Source organism: Erwinia wuhanensis (genome assembly GCF_030484085.1).
GTDB lineage: Bacteria > Pseudomonadota > Gammaproteobacteria > Enterobacterales > Enterobacteriaceae > Erwinia > Erwinia aeris.
On sequence record NZ_JAUJUH010000003.1, the window covers coordinates 75,994 to 89,541 of the forward strand.

General features: G+C 55.6%; 11 protein-coding genes and 2 tRNA genes. 11 read left to right on the plus strand and 2 right to left on the minus strand.

The window, feature by feature from the left end; translation table 11 throughout:
* Positions 1–134 precede the first annotated feature (134 nt).
* The 3 genes from cgtA (at position 135) to QZH36_RS08150 (ending at position 5,009) form a co-directional block, all read left to right on the plus strand.
* The gene (gene cgtA / locus QZH36_RS08140) at positions 135–1,313 is read left to right on the plus strand and encodes an Obg family GTPase CgtA (RefSeq protein ID WP_301729952.1); all 1,179 of its coding nucleotides are present in this window, start codon (positions 135–137) and stop codon (positions 1,311–1,313) included.
* A 209-nt stretch (positions 1,314–1,522) separates the two neighbouring features.
* On the plus strand, positions 1,523–2,488 hold the full coding sequence (fepB, locus tag QZH36_RS08145) for a Fe2+-enterobactin ABC transporter substrate-binding protein (protein ID WP_301729953.1): 966 nt from the start codon (positions 1,523–1,525) through the stop codon (positions 2,486–2,488).
* 256 nt (positions 2,489–2,744) lie between these two features.
* Positions 2,745–5,009, plus strand: coding sequence for a TonB-dependent siderophore receptor (locus QZH36_RS08150; RefSeq protein WP_301729954.1), 2,265 nt, complete (start codon positions 2,745–2,747; stop codon positions 5,007–5,009).
* 33 nt (positions 5,010–5,042) lie between these two features.
* Here QZH36_RS08150 and dacB read toward each other — a convergent pair whose 3' ends face one another.
* A complete protein-coding gene (gene dacB, locus QZH36_RS08155; RefSeq protein WP_301730152.1) occupies positions 5,043–6,476 on the minus strand; it encodes a serine-type D-Ala-D-Ala carboxypeptidase in 1,434 nt (477 codons plus the stop codon).
* A 247-nt stretch (positions 6,477–6,723) separates the two neighbouring features.
* Between dacB and greA the strand changes: the two genes are divergently transcribed.
* Entirely contained in the window at positions 6,724–7,200 is a 477-nt protein-coding gene (gene greA / locus QZH36_RS08160) for a transcription elongation factor GreA (protein WP_125287106.1), read from the plus strand.
* A 106-nt stretch (positions 7,201–7,306) separates the two neighbouring features.
* Here greA and yhbY read toward each other — a convergent pair whose 3' ends face one another.
* On the minus strand, positions 7,307–7,600 hold the full coding sequence (yhbY, locus tag QZH36_RS08165; RefSeq protein WP_125287107.1) for a ribosome assembly RNA-binding protein YhbY: 294 nt from the start codon (positions 7,598–7,600) through the stop codon (positions 7,307–7,309).
* A 127-nt stretch (positions 7,601–7,727) separates the two neighbouring features.
* On the opposite strand from yhbY, the gene rlmE reads away from it, so the two are divergent.
* The 7 genes from rlmE to QZH36_RS08200 all read left to right on the plus strand — a co-directional run bounded on the left by rlmE (position 7,728) and on the right by QZH36_RS08200 (position 13,438).
* Positions 7,728–8,357, plus strand: a complete 630-nt coding sequence (rlmE, locus tag QZH36_RS08170) for a 23S rRNA (uridine(2552)-2'-O)-methyltransferase RlmE (protein WP_125287108.1) — start codon at positions 7,728–7,730, stop codon at positions 8,355–8,357.
* Positions 8,358–8,412: 55 nt separating this feature from the next.
* Positions 8,413–10,320 (plus strand): ATP-dependent zinc metalloprotease FtsH, encoded by a 1,908-nt coding sequence (gene ftsH, locus QZH36_RS08175; protein ID WP_253457909.1) that lies wholly within the window; start codon positions 8,413–8,415, stop codon positions 10,318–10,320.
* Positions 10,321–10,404: 84 nt separating this feature from the next.
* Positions 10,405–11,241, plus strand: coding sequence for a dihydropteroate synthase (gene folP / locus QZH36_RS08180; RefSeq protein ID WP_253457912.1), 837 nt, complete (start codon positions 10,405–10,407; stop codon positions 11,239–11,241).
* 1 nt (position 11,242) lies between these two features.
* The gene (glmM, locus tag QZH36_RS08185) at positions 11,243–12,577 is read left to right on the plus strand and encodes a phosphoglucosamine mutase (protein ID WP_253457915.1); all 1,335 of its coding nucleotides are present in this window, start codon (positions 11,243–11,245) and stop codon (positions 12,575–12,577) included.
* Positions 12,578–12,837: 260 nt separating this feature from the next.
* Positions 12,838–13,167, plus strand: a complete 330-nt coding sequence (secG, locus tag QZH36_RS08190) for a preprotein translocase subunit SecG (protein ID WP_253457917.1) — start codon at positions 12,838–12,840, stop codon at positions 13,165–13,167.
* A gap of 48 nt (positions 13,168–13,215) precedes the next feature.
* Positions 13,216–13,302 (plus strand) — tRNA-Leu (locus QZH36_RS08195).
* A gap of 59 nt (positions 13,303–13,361) precedes the next feature.
* Positions 13,362–13,438 (plus strand) — tRNA-Met (locus QZH36_RS08200).
* The last annotated feature ends 110 nt before the right edge of the window (positions 13,439–13,548 follow it).

A 13,548-nucleotide genomic window follows, 5' to 3' on the forward strand; every position in this document is an offset into this window, starting at 1 on the left:
TGCATGATGTCTTAAGGCGGATCCCCTGTCTGGAAATGACGCGAGGGCTGCGCCCCCGGACAGCCGTCATAAGGCCTGCGAGCCACGACGGATCATCCTGCCAGCAGCGGGCAAATGATTTACGGAGAAGTAACATGAAGTTTGTTGATGAAGCGACGATCCTCGTTGCTGCGGGTGATGGCGGCAATGGCTGCGTCAGTTTCCGTCGTGAGAAATATATTCCCAGAGGCGGCCCGGACGGCGGCGATGGTGGTGATGGCGGCGACGTCTATATGCAGGCCGACGAGAACCTGAACACCCTTATCGATTATCGCTTTGAAAAATCTTTCCGTGCCGAGCGCGGGCAGAACGGTCAGAGCCGCGACTGCACCGGTAAACGCGGTAAAGACATTATTATTAAAGTGCCGGTCGGCACCCGTATCATCGATCAGGGCACTGGCGAAACGCTGGGCGATATGATGAAGCACGGTCAGCTGCAAATGGTCGCGAAAGGCGGCTGGCACGGCCTGGGGAACACCCGCTTTAAATCTTCCGTTAACCGTACGCCTCGTCAGAAAACTATGGGAACGCCGGGCGAGAAGCGCGATCTGCAGCTGGAGCTGATGCTGCTGGCCGACGTCGGAATGCTGGGCCTGCCGAACGCGGGTAAATCCACCTTTATCCGCGCCGTTTCCGCCGCGAAGCCTAAAGTAGCCGACTATCCGTTTACCACCCTGGTACCTAGCCTGGGCGTGGTGCGTATGGACAGCGAGCAAAGCTTTGTGATCGCCGACATTCCGGGCCTGATTGAAGGCGCTTCTGACGGCGCAGGTCTGGGTATTCGTTTCCTTAAGCACCTTGAGCGCTGCCGCGTGCTGCTGCACACCATCGACCTGGCGCCAATTGATGAAACCGATCCGGTAGAAAACGCCCGCATCATTCTGGGCGAGCTGGAAAAATACAGCGAGAAGCTTTTTAATAAGCCTCGCTGGCTGGTTTTCAACAAGGTCGACCTGCTGGATCAGGAAGAAGCGGAATCCCGTGCGAAATCCATTGCCGATGCGCTGGGCTGGACGGATAAATACTATCTGATTTCTGCCGCCAACCGCGTTGGCGTAACGCCGCTTTGCTGGGACGTGATGTCCTTCCTGAACGCCAATCCAAAAGAGGCGGAAGTGGAAGAGAAGCAGCCGGAAAAAGTGGAGTTCATGTGGGACGACTATCATCGCCAGCAGCTGGAAGAAGCTGAAACGGCGGTAGAAGAAGACGATGACTGGGACGACGACTGGGATGACGAAGACGACGAAGGCGTCGAAATCATCTACCAGCGTTAATCCCTGAAGGGCGCCAATTGGCGCCCTTTCTGTTATGGGAACCGCACGGAGTACCGATGGCAGTCTCACTGAGCAGGAACCCAGCTTCATGAGCGTTGACCTTCGCAGCAGTAATTATTTCTTCCCGCTAATAAAGATAATCATTATCATCTGCTCTATCCGATCCTTCGCGAAGCCCCGCGCTTTGCCCCGTCTGAATGAGTTGATCCATGCGTACTCCCATCCGAATGTTTCCCCTGATAATTTTTGCTCTCTCGCTGCTGTCGAGCGGTGCAGCGCGTGCCGAAGAAGGCTGGCCACGGCATATCACCAGCGTTAAGGGCGAAATGGTGCTAAAGAAGCAGCCTGAACGGATTGTCTCTACCAGCGTGACGCTGACCGGCTCGCTGCTGGCGATAGACGCGCCGGTTATCGCCAGCGGTGCCACCATGCCAGGCCATCGTATCGCCGACGGCCAGGGATTTTTCCGTCAGTGGGGGAACGTGGCGGCGGCGAAGGGCGTTAAGCGCCTTTACAGCGGCGAACCTAACCTTGAAGCGATTGCCGCAGAAAATCCGGATCTGATTATCGTCAGCGCGACGGGGAACGACTCCGCGCTGCCGTTTTACGATCGTCTGGCCGCGCTGGCGCCGACGCTGGTCGTTAACTACGACGATAAAAGCTGGCAGGAAGTAGAGCGCGTGCTGGCGCAGGCCACAGGCAAAGAAACCGAGGCGGAGGCATCGATTCAACGCTACGCGCAGCGGGAGAAAGAGGTCAAAGCGAAGCTGCAACTGCCGCCGCAGCCCGTCTCCGCGCTGGTTTATAATCCTCATATCCATCTGGTCAATCTCTGGACGCCGGAATCTGCCCAGGGAAAACTACTGGGATCGCTGGGCTTTACCCTGGCTGAGCCGACGGCCGTGGTACGCCAGGCCAGCCAGCGCCTTAAGCGTCGTGATATTATTCCCATAAGCGGAGAAAATCTGGTCACCGGCCTGACGGGGCGGTCCGTGCTGATGTTTGCCGCAGGTGATAAAGAGCAGGCGGCGCTGCTGGCCGAGCCGCTGGTCGCCAACTCCCCGGCGGTAAAAAACAGGCAGGTTTATGCGCTGGGCGAAGACAGCTTCCGGCTGGACTACTACAGCGCCAACAATGTCCTGACCCGCCTGGAACAGCTGTTTTCCGGCAAATAGTTTTTCATGCCTTCGCGTCCGCGAAGGCATCCGCTCTCCGCTGCGTTTTCCTGCCTGCTCACAAAATCATCACGCTAATAAGAATACGACAAACAATCGAATTGATAATTGTTTGCATTTGAAATAATGTATGGCCGCCTGGTCAGAGACGCCCGTGCGTACCGCAAACCAGGCGTGGGCGGACAGCAACGCCTGTTTATTTATCTACTTGCCTCTGTAGAGACTGGCGGAGGCGGATCTACAGGGAATGAGAACGTTGAACACATTATCAAGACTCTCACTGGCAATTTTGCTTGGCCTGGGCGCAATGGCAGGCGCAACGGCGGACGATAGCACCCAAACTAACGCTGAAGCAGGGGCGCCCGCGGCGGCGGCCTCCGGCGGACATGTCGATGCGGAAGGCGGCACCCTGATGGTCACGGCGGAGCAGCAGAACTTGCAGGCGCCGGGCGTATCCACCATCACCGCCGAGGAAATCAAAAAACGTCCGCCTTCACGCGATCTTTCTGAAATCATCCGTACCATGCCGGGCGTTAACCTTACCGGCAACTCCACCAGCGGCCAGCGCGGCAATAATCGTCAGATCGACATTCGCGGTATGGGGCCAGAAAATACGCTGATCCTGATCGACGGAATGCCGGTCGCCAGCCGCAACTCGGTACGTCTGGGCTGGCGCGGCGAACGCGACACGCGTGGCGATACCAACTGGGTGCCGCCGGAAATGGTTGACCATATCGAAGTGATCCGCGGCCCGGCGGCGGCACGCTATGGCAACGGCGCGGCGGGCGGCGTGGTGAATATCATCACCAAACAGACCGGCAACGAGTGGCACGGCAGCTGGAACACCTACCTGAATATGCCGGAGCATAAATCCGAAGGCTCCACCAAACGCTCTAACTTCTCTTTGAGCGGCCCGATGGGCGATGATGTCAGCTTCTCGCTGTGGGGCAACCTGAGCAAGACGCAGGCGGACGCGCAGTTTATTAACGAAGGTCATCAGTCGCTGCGCACCGGCACCTATGCCGATACCGTTCCGGCGGGACGCGAAGGCGTGGTGAATAAAGATATACACGGTAAGCTGCGCTGGGAGTTTGCGACCAATCAGAACCTGGAGTTCAGCGCGGGCTACAGCCGTCAGGGTAATCTCTATGCAGGCGATACCCAAAACACCAATACCAGCGCGCTGGTGCAGAGCAAATACGGCGACGAAACCAACCGCCTTTATCGTCAGGACTATGCGGTCACCTGGACCGGCGTCTGGGATAATGGCGTCAGCACGCGCAGCTATGCTCAGTATGAGAATACGCGCAACTCGCGGATGAACGAAGGACTGGCAGGCGGTACGGAAGGGATCTTCTCAGACAGCGGGTTCTCCACTATCGAGCTCAACGACGTGCTGCTGCACAGCGAAGTCAGCGTGCCCTTTGAGTTTCTGGTTAACCAGACCGCGACGTTTGGCGCCGAATGGAACCAGCAGCATATGAAGGATGGCGCCTCTAATACTCAGGCGCTCTCTGGCGGCGCTATCGACGGCATCAGCAGCAGCAACCGCAGCCCTTACTCCTCGGCAGAAATCTTCTCGCTGTTTGCGGAAGACAATATGGAACTGACCGACAGCACCACGCTGGTGCCGGGGCTGCGCTTCGATCATCACAGCATCGTCGGCAATAACTGGAGCCCGTCGCTGAATCTTTCGCAGATCCTGGCGGACGACTTTACGCTGAAGCTGGGGATCGCCAGAGCCTATAAAGCGCCGAGCCTCTACCAAACCAACCCGAACTACGTGCTTTACAGCCGTGGTCAGGGCTGTGCCGACAGCGCTGGCGCCTGCTACCTGATGGGTAACGACGACCTTAAAGCCGAAACCAGCATCAATAAAGAAGTGGGCGTGGAGTATAAGCATGAGGGCTATCAGGCCGGTTTGACCTGGTTCCGCAACGACTACCGCGACAAGATCGAATCGGGTTACGTGCCGACAGGCTCTACCGGCAGCACCGACATCTACAAATGGGAAAACGTGCCAAAAGCCGTGGTGGAAGGGCTGGAAGGAACGGTGAACCTGCCGGTGACGGAAGCCATCAGCTGGAACAATAACCTGACCTATATGCTGCAAAGCAAAAACAAAACCACGGGCGATCGCCTGTCTGTTATCCCGGAATATACGCTGAATTCGACGCTCTCCTGGCAGGCGACGCAGGATCTGTCGCTGCAAACCACCTTTACCTGGTACGGTCGGCAGACGCCGAAGAAGTATAACTACAAGGGAGAAGCGGTAAGCGGAACAGAAAAATCCACGGTCAGCCCGTATTCCATTTTGGGACTTAGCGGCACCTATGATGTGAATAAGTACGCCAGCGTGACCGTCGGTATCGATAACCTGTTTGATAAGCGTCACTTCCGCGAAGGCAATGCGCAAACCACAGGTAATTCGACGACCGGCGCCTATATGTATGGCGCAGGCGCCAATACCTTTAACGAGTCAGGCAGGACTTATTATATGAGTCTGAATACGCATTTTTGATAAAAAGGGCGGGAGATAATCCCGCCCTTAATCTTAGTAATTCTGATAAATATCTTTATAAAGGCGGCTTTCAAAGCGAACCAGCGGAATGCGACGCTGCTTGAAATTCTGCGGCGGCACCGCATAGCCCGAAAGATATTGCACAAAGGCGACCCGCTTGCCGCTGGCGGTGGTAATAAAGCCCGCCAGGTTATACACGCCCTGTAACGATCCCGTTTTCGCCGAGACTTTGCCGTCCACGCCCGCCTCATGCAGACCGCCGCGATAGCGCAGCGTACCGTCGTAGCCTGCCAGCGGCAGCATAGAAATATAGTTCAGCTGCTGATCGTTTTGCGCAATGTATTGCAGCACCTGCATCATGGTATCGGGCGAAATCAGGTCGTGACGTGACAGGCCGGAACCATCCACCTGAATGCTGTTGCCCATATCGATATTGGCTTTTTGCCGCAGGATCTGACGGATAGCATCAGAACCCGCTCGCCACGTGCCGGGAACGCCGAAACGCTCATGACCAATGGTGCGGAACACCGTATCGGCAATCATATTGTCCGACTTCTTCAGCATAATCCTCAGCAGATCGTGCAGCGGTGCGGACTGCGTCTCAGCCAGTACGGTAGCTGGCGGCGTCGCCAGCGTCTGCCGCACCAGATGCCCGGAATAGTCGATACCGGCCTGTTGCAGTTCTCCTTTCAGGATCGCACCGGCGTAGCTGGCACCATCCTGAATAGCAAAGGCCAGCGGCAGAGGTTCAGCGCGCTGGCTCATGCAGCCGGTCAGCGTAAAGCGGTTCAGCTCGCCAGGCACTACGTCCAGCTCACAATATTGCGCTTCCGACGAACCGCGCGCCAGCGTGCGTACCTGGCTGAACATATTGACCGGATAGAACGAAGCCACGCGAATAAAGGCTTTTTCGCCCGGCGTCTGCGCGCTGTAGAGCGAAACGGAGAAACAGTTACGATCCACGATAGCGGCCGCGGGCGGCGCGCTGAAGCACTGCGTCATATCGTTCCACGGCCAGCCCGGCGCTTTATCATGGCTGGCGAACACCGAGGTGTCGATCACCAGGTTACCCTGAATATGGTCGACGCCCTGCTTTTTTAAGACGGCAACCATATTGCGCAGACCCTGACGCGTTAACGTCGGATCGCCGCCGAATCGCGCCACAAGGTCGCCTTTTAGCGTCCCGTTGCTGATGGAGCCTTTACTTTCCAGCTGCGTATGAAAACGGTATTCCGGCCCAAGCTGGAGCAGGGCGGCCAGCGCGGTAATGACTTTCATCGTACTGGCGGGCAGCGCCATCTGCTTGCTGTGATAATCAATAGAAGGCGTATCCGCGCCGACTTTTTGCACAATCAGCGCCAGATTCGCGCCATCGGGCAGATACTGCATATAGTCTTCGACCGTGGCCGCGTTGGCATTCAGCATAAATGCGCAAGCTAAGCCGGTAACAATTCGTGAAAATCGCATAATCTCGCGTTTACTGGCAGGTGATGTTGCCATACTACGGTGCATCATGGTGGAAAGTAAACGATGACCCATAGGGAACTCTGGGGTAAAATACGTATCAAAATGCAAAACCACCAGGCCCTGGGTTTCCTCCGGGCCAGGTTTCTTTCGTTTGTAAATCAGTGGCAAGCGCCGCAGAACGCTTTTTCTGCACTTACCTGTCAGGATGACGAAAATTTTGCACAGGATCAGTTGACGAGGTATTGAGATGAATCAGATTCCGATGACGCTAAGGGGCGCCGAGAGACTGCGCGAAGAGCTTGAAGAGCTGAAAACCGTTAAACGCCCCAGAATTATTGCTTCTATCGCGGAAGCACGCGAGCATGGCGACCTGAAAGAAAATGCAGAGTACCACGCCGCACGCGAAGAGCAGGGCTTCTGTGAAGGTCGTATTCAGGAAATCGAAGCCAAGCTGTCCAACGCTCAGGTGATTGACGTCACTAAAATGAATGCGAATGGTCGCGTGATCTTTGGCGCTACCGTTACCGTATTGAACGTGGACACGGATGAGGAGTCGACCTACCGTATCGTGGGCGATGACGAAGCGGACTTTAAACAAAATCTGATTTCTGTTAACTCGCCGATGGCGCGCGGTTTGATCGGCAAAGAAGTGGATGATGTGGCCATCATCAAAACGCCGGGCGGCGACGTTGAGTATGAAATTCTGAAAATAGAGTATATCTGATTTACTCTTAAGCTATTTTTCAGACATAGTGTAAAGAAAAGAAAAAGGCCGCTTTGCGGCCTTTTCCTGACATCACGAGCGTGTCACTTTCTTCTGCGGCTAGCTTTTAGCGAGGAAGAGCGATTTTACGTTCCTTCGTCGGACGGTACAGCACCAGCGTCTTGCCGATAACCTGCACGTTTGCGGCTTTGGTTTCGCGCACGATAGCCTCTACCACCAGGGTTTTTGTCTCACGGTCTTCCGTCGCGATTTTTACCTTGATGAGCTCATGGTGCTCCAGTGCCTGTTCGATTTCGGCCAGCACCCCTTCGGTCAGACCGTTGTTGCCTAACATCACGACAGGCTTCAGCGGATGGGCCAGTCCTTTCAGGTGCTGTTTTTGTTTGGTACTCAGATTCATCGTATTTTTTACTTACATTGGGATTGAAAACGGGTCATTCTACCGCCATCTCGGGTATATCACCAAATCGGCATGCTGATTTGTGCGGTTTATTTATCGCATACGTTGAATCATAGTTGGAAATTGTATGACTGGTAAAAAGCGTTCGGCCAGTTCCAGCCGCTGGCTACAGGAACACTTTAGCGATAAATATGTGCTGCAGGCGCAGAAAAAAGGGCTGCGTTCGCGCGCCTGGTTTAAACTTGATGAAATACAGCAGGGTGACAAGCTGTTTAAGCCGGGGATGACGGTTGTCGATCTCGGTGCGGCGCCAGGCGGATGGTCTCAATATGTGGTGACGCAAATTGGATCAAAAGGTCGCGTGATTGCCTGTGATATCCTGCCGATGGATCCTATCGTCGGCGTCGATTTCCTTCAGGGCGATTTTCGTGATGAACTGGTGCTGAAAGCGCTTATGGATCGCGTTGGCGATACCAAAGTGCAGGTAGTAATGTCCGATATGGCGCCCAACATGACGGGAACGCCGGCGGTAGATATTCCAAGGTCAATGTATCTGGTTGAGCTTGCGCTGGAGATGTGCCGGGACGTTCTGGCACCCGGCGGCAGTTTTTTAGTGAAGGTGTTTCAGGGAGATGGCTTTGAAGATTACCTCCGGGAAATTCGCTCCCTGTTTACGAAAGTGAAAATTCGTAAGCCGGACGCTTCACGTTCTCGTTCACGTGAAGTGTACATTGTAGCGACAGGGCGCAAACTATAGTACCCTACGCTGTCTGTTAACACAGTTGTAATAAGAGGTTAATCCCTTGAGTGACATGGCGAAAAACCTGATTCTCTGGCTAGTCATCGCAGTCGTGCTGATGTCGGTCTTCCAGAGCTTTGGGCCCAGCGAGTCAAATGGCCGTAGGGTTGATTACTCAACCTTCCTGTCGGAAGTGAACCAGGATCAGGTCCGCGAGGCACGTATTAACGGGCGTGAAATCAACGTTGTCAAAAAAGACAGCAACAAATACACCACCTACATCCCCGTCAACGATCCTAAGTTGCTCGATAACCTGTTGACCAAAAATGTCAAAGTGGTAGGCGAACCGCCTGAAGAGCCAAGCCTGCTGGCTTCCATCTTCATTTCATGGTTCCCGATGCTGCTATTGATCGGCGTGTGGATTTTCTTTATGCGTCAGATGCAGGGCGGCGGCGGCAAGGGCGCGATGTCCTTCGGCAAAAGCAAAGCCCGTATGCTGACGGAAGATCAGATCAAGACGACGTTTTCGGACGTTGCAGGCTGTGACGAAGCGAAAGAGGAAGTCGCCGAGCTGGTGGAATACCTGCGCGAGCCGAGCCGTTTCCAAAAGCTGGGCGGTAAAATTCCAAAAGGCGTGCTGATGGTCGGTCCTCCGGGTACCGGTAAAACCCTGCTGGCGAAAGCCATCGCGGGTGAAGCGAAAGTGCCTTTCTTTACTATCTCCGGTTCTGACTTCGTTGAAATGTTTGTCGGCGTGGGCGCATCCCGCGTACGCGATATGTTTGAACAAGCCAAGAAGGCGGCGCCGTGCATCATCTTTATCGATGAGATCGATGCGGTAGGTCGTCAGCGCGGCGCGGGTCTGGGCGGTGGTCACGATGAACGTGAGCAAACGCTGAACCAGATGCTGGTTGAGATGGACGGCTTTGAAGGCAATGAAGGCATTATCGTCATCGCGGCAACTAACCGTCCTGACGTGCTTGACCCTGCGCTGCTGCGTCCGGGCCGTTTCGACCGTCAGGTTGTGGTCGGTCTGCCAGACGTGCGTGGCCGTGAGCAGATCCTGAAAGTGCATATGCGTCGCGTGCCGCTGGCTACCGACATTGATGCGCTGGTTATCGCACGCGGTACGCCGGGCTTCTCCGGTGCCGATCTGGCGAACCTGGTGAACGAAGCCGCTCTGTTTGCCGCCCGCGGCAACAAGCGCGTGGTTTCAATGGTTGAGTTCGAGAAAGCGAAAGACAAAATCATGATGGGTGCGGAACGTCGCTCCATGGTGATGACGGAAGCGCAGAAAGAATCTACCGCTTATCACGAAGCGGGCCATGCCATTATCGGCCGTCTGGTGCCAGAACACGATCCGGTACACAAAGTCACGATTATTCCACGTGGCCGTGCGCTGGGCGTGACCTTCTTCCTGCCGGAAGGCGATGCTATCAGCGCCAGCCGTCAGAAGCTGGAAAGCCAGATCTCCACGCTTTACGGCGGCCGCCTGGCGGAAGAGATCATCTATGGCGTAGAGCATGTGTCTACCGGCGCGTCTAACGACATCAAAGTAGCGACCTCCATTGCACGTAACATGGTTACGCAATGGGGCTTCTCCGAGAAGCTGGGTCCGCTGCTTTATGCGGAAGAAGAGGGCGAAGTGTTCCTGGGACGTTCCGTCGCGAAAGCGAAGCATATGTCTGATGAAACGGCACGCATTATCGATCAGGAAGTGAAAGCGCTGATCGAAGGCAACTACCAGCGCGCCCGCCGTATCCTGAACGAGAATATGGACATCCTTCACGCGATGAAAGACGCGCTGATGAAGTATGAAACCATTGATGCGCCTCAGATCGACGACCTGATGGCTCGCCGCGAAGTGCGTCCGCCAGCCGGTTGGGAAGATCCGGGCAGCAGCAGCTCTGACAACGGTACGCCTAAGGCGCCGCGTCCGGTCGACGAACCGCGTACGCCAAACCCTGGTAACACCATGTAAGCGTGACCGAGCAACAACAAACCCCGGCGATGACCGGGGTTTTTTTTTATGATTATCTCACCACACTGAAGGAGAACCGCCGCCATGAAGCTTCACGCCCGAGATTCCGTGCTCGATATGACTCATCCTCACGTTATGGGCATTCTGAACGTGACGCCGGACTCTTTTTCGGACGGCGGCAAGCATAACGATTTAGTGCAGGCCCTGACGCACGCTAACGGCATGATTAACGCTGGCGCGACCATCATTGATATCGGCGGCGAATCTACGCGTCCTGGAGCGGATGAGGTCAGCGTTGAACAGGAGCTGGCGCGCGTTATCCCCGTTGTGGAAGCTATCTCGCAGCGCTTTGAGGTATGGATCTCTGTGGATACCTCCAGCCCGGAGGTTATCCGGGAAGCCGCAAAGGCTGGCGCGCATATCATTAACGATATCCGCTCCCTGCAGAAACCCGGCGCGCTGGAAGCGGCGGCAGAGACGGGGCTGCCGGTCTGCCTGATGCATATGCAGGGCGATCCTAAAACGATGCAGCAGTCCCCGCAGTATCGTCATTTGTTGCAGGAAGTGGACGCCTTCTTCGTGGAGCAGATCGCTCGCTGCGAGGCGGCGGGGATCAAAAAAACGCAGCTGCTGCTCGACCCGGGATTCGGTTTCGGTAAGAATCTCTCCCACAATTACCAACTGTTAGCGCACCTGGCCGATTTTCACCGCTTTGGGCTGCCGCTGCTGGTCGGCATGTCACGCAAAAGTATGATTGGGCAGCTGTTGAACGTCGGGCCGACGCAGCGGCTGACGGGCAGCCTGGCCTGCGCGGTTATTGCCGCTATGCAGGGCGCGCATATTTTGCGCGTTCACGATGTTAAAGAAACCGTTGAGGCGATGCGCGTCGTCGAGGCGACACTGTCAGCGAAGGAAAAGTAGCATGAGCAACCGTAAATATTTTGGTACAGATGGCATTCGTGGCAAGGTCGGCGAAACGCCGATTACCCCAGACTTCGTTCTGAAGCTGGGCTGGGCGGCAGGCAAAGTGCTGGCGCGCAACGGCTCAAAAAAAATTATTATTGGTAAGGACACGCGTATTTCCGGCTACATGCTGGAATCCGCGCTGGAAGCAGGCCTGGCGGCGGCAGGTTTGTCAGCCGCTTTTACCGGCCCAATGCCGACGCCCGCTATCGCCTATTTGACCCGCACTTTCCGCGCGGAAGCGGGTATTGTGATTTCCGCGTCGCATAACCCTTTCGACGACAACGGCATCAAATTCTTTTCGATCGACGGCACCAAGCTGCCGGATGAGGTCGAAGAAGCGATTGAAGCGGAAATGGAAAAGCCCATTACCTGCGTTGACTCTGCCGAGCTGGGACGCGCCAGCCGTATTGTGGATGCCGCAGGCCGCTATATCGAATTCTGTAAAGGCACCTTCCCCAGCGAGCTGAGCCTGAACGGCCTGAAAATCGTGGTGGACTGCGCCAACGGCGCCACCTATCACATTGCGCCAAACGTGCTGCGCGAGCTGGGGGCGGAAGTTATTACCCTTGGCGTCAATCCGGACGGAATGAACATCAACAAGGAATGCGGCGCAACCGATCTTCGCCAGCTGCAGGCTCGCGTACTGGCTGAAAAAGCCGATATCGGGCTGGCCTATGACGGCGACGGCGACCGTATCATGATGGTCGATCACCTGGGTGAAAAGGTCGACGGCGATCAGATCCTCTATATCGTGGCTCGCGAAGGCTTGCGCCAGGGCCAGCTGCGCGGCGGCGTGGTAGGCACGCTGATGAGCAATATGGGGCTTGAGCTGGCGCTGAAACAGCTGGGCATTCCTTTCGCCAGGGCGAAAGTGGGCGACCGCTACGTGCTGGAGAAGCTGCAGGAGAAAGGCTGGCGGCTGGGCGCGGAAAACTCCGGTCACGTTATCCTGCTGGACAAGACCACTACCGGCGACGGCATTGTGGCAGGTTTGCAGGTACTCACTGCCATGGTACGCAACCATATGAGCCTGCACGACCTGTGCAGCGGCATGAAGCTGCTGCCGCAGATCCTGGTGAACGTGCGCTTTAGCGGCGCAACCGATCCGCTGGAAGATGCGCAGGTGAAAGCGGTGACGGCCGAAGCGGAAAAAGAACTGAAAGGGCGTGGTCGCGTCCTGCTGCGTAAATCGGGCACCGAGCCGCTGATCCGCGTGATGGTGGAAGGCGAAGACGAAGCGCAGGTCACGTCGCTGGCACACCGCATTGCCGATGCGGTCAAGGCTGTCTGAGGCAAATAATAACCGGGCCGGGCACGACAGGGTGCCCGGCTGAAAGCGTCGTAGCCGTGTGATAGTTGGCGCTTTTTTCAGCTTTGTCGTCGCTTTTGCCGCTTTTTTCTGCAATTGACGTGGCCGTGCTAAATTGCCCTTGCGCAATCAGGCCGCTTTGGTTAGTATTCACACCCGCTTCTGATGGGTAGCGACAACGCTATCTGCTCACTGGTTTTGAAGCTTAAATGCGCGATAACGCGCAAGGAAACAGGTTGATTATGTACGAAGCTCTTTTGGTAGTTTTCCTTATTGTGGCAATCGGCCTTGTAGGTCTGATCATGCTGCAGCAAGGTAAAGGCGCTGATATGGGCGCATCGTTCGGTGCAGGTTCTTCAGCAACGCTGTTCGGCTCTAACGGTTCTGGCAACTTTATGACCCGTATGACCGCAGTGCTGGCGACGCTGTTCTTTGTAATCAGTCTGATCCTGGGCAACCTGAACAGCAACAAAACGCAGAAAGGAAGCGAGTGGGAAAATCTGTCTCAGCCTGCACAGCAGCAGAGTCAGCCAGCGAAACCGGCCGCGCCGGGTAGCGATATCCCACAGTAAGCTGTAAATTTCGACGCGACAGAAAAGAAAAAGTCGCAACCTTTTAGTGCCGTGGTGGTGGAATTGGTAGACACGCTACCTTGAGGTGGTAGTGCCCGCATGGGCTTACGGGTTCAAGTCCCGTCCTCGGTACCAAATCTCAGTTTTGCTTGCATTTTATGCAAGATCGGCGTAGTATTTGCCACGTTTTCGGACGCGGGGTGGAGCAGCCTGGTAGCTCGTCGGGCTCATAACCCGAAGGTCGTCGGTTCAAATCCGGCCCCCGCAACCACTTTCCCTTAGAGTTCTTTTTCAAATATACTGTATGCATTGCACGGCGCTAACAGCGAATTTTGAAAAAAATTCTATGGATTGTGCCGAACCGCCATTTATGGCGTACAG

What these genes read in the sequence shown, in the direction of transcription:
- secG (WP_253457917.1), top strand. Translation starts at nt 12,838, where the DNA reads ATGTACGAAGCTCTTTTGGTAGTTTTCCTTATTGTGGCAATCGGCCTT.
- folP (WP_253457912.1), top strand. Translation starts at nt 10,405, where the DNA reads ATGAAGCTTCACGCCCGAGATTCCGTGCTCGATATGACTCATCCTCAC.
- fepB (WP_301729953.1), top strand. Translation starts at nt 1,523, where the DNA reads ATGCGTACTCCCATCCGAATGTTTCCCCTGATAATTTTTGCTCTCTCG.
- greA (WP_125287106.1), top strand. Translation starts at nt 6,724, where the DNA reads ATGAATCAGATTCCGATGACGCTAAGGGGCGCCGAGAGACTGCGCGAA.
- yhbY (WP_125287107.1), bottom strand. Translation starts at nt 7,600, where the DNA reads ATGAATCTGAGTACCAAACAAAAACAGCACCTGAAAGGACTGGCCCAT.
- glmM (WP_253457915.1), top strand. Translation starts at nt 11,243, where the DNA reads ATGAGCAACCGTAAATATTTTGGTACAGATGGCATTCGTGGCAAGGTC.
- cgtA (WP_301729952.1), top strand. Translation starts at nt 135, where the DNA reads ATGAAGTTTGTTGATGAAGCGACGATCCTCGTTGCTGCGGGTGATGGC.
- ftsH (WP_253457909.1), top strand. Translation starts at nt 8,413, where the DNA reads ATGGCGAAAAACCTGATTCTCTGGCTAGTCATCGCAGTCGTGCTGATG.
- dacB (WP_301730152.1), bottom strand. Translation starts at nt 6,476, where the DNA reads ATGCGATTTTCACGAATTGTTACCGGCTTAGCTTGCGCATTTATGCTG.
- rlmE (WP_125287108.1), top strand. Translation starts at nt 7,728, where the DNA reads ATGACTGGTAAAAAGCGTTCGGCCAGTTCCAGCCGCTGGCTACAGGAA.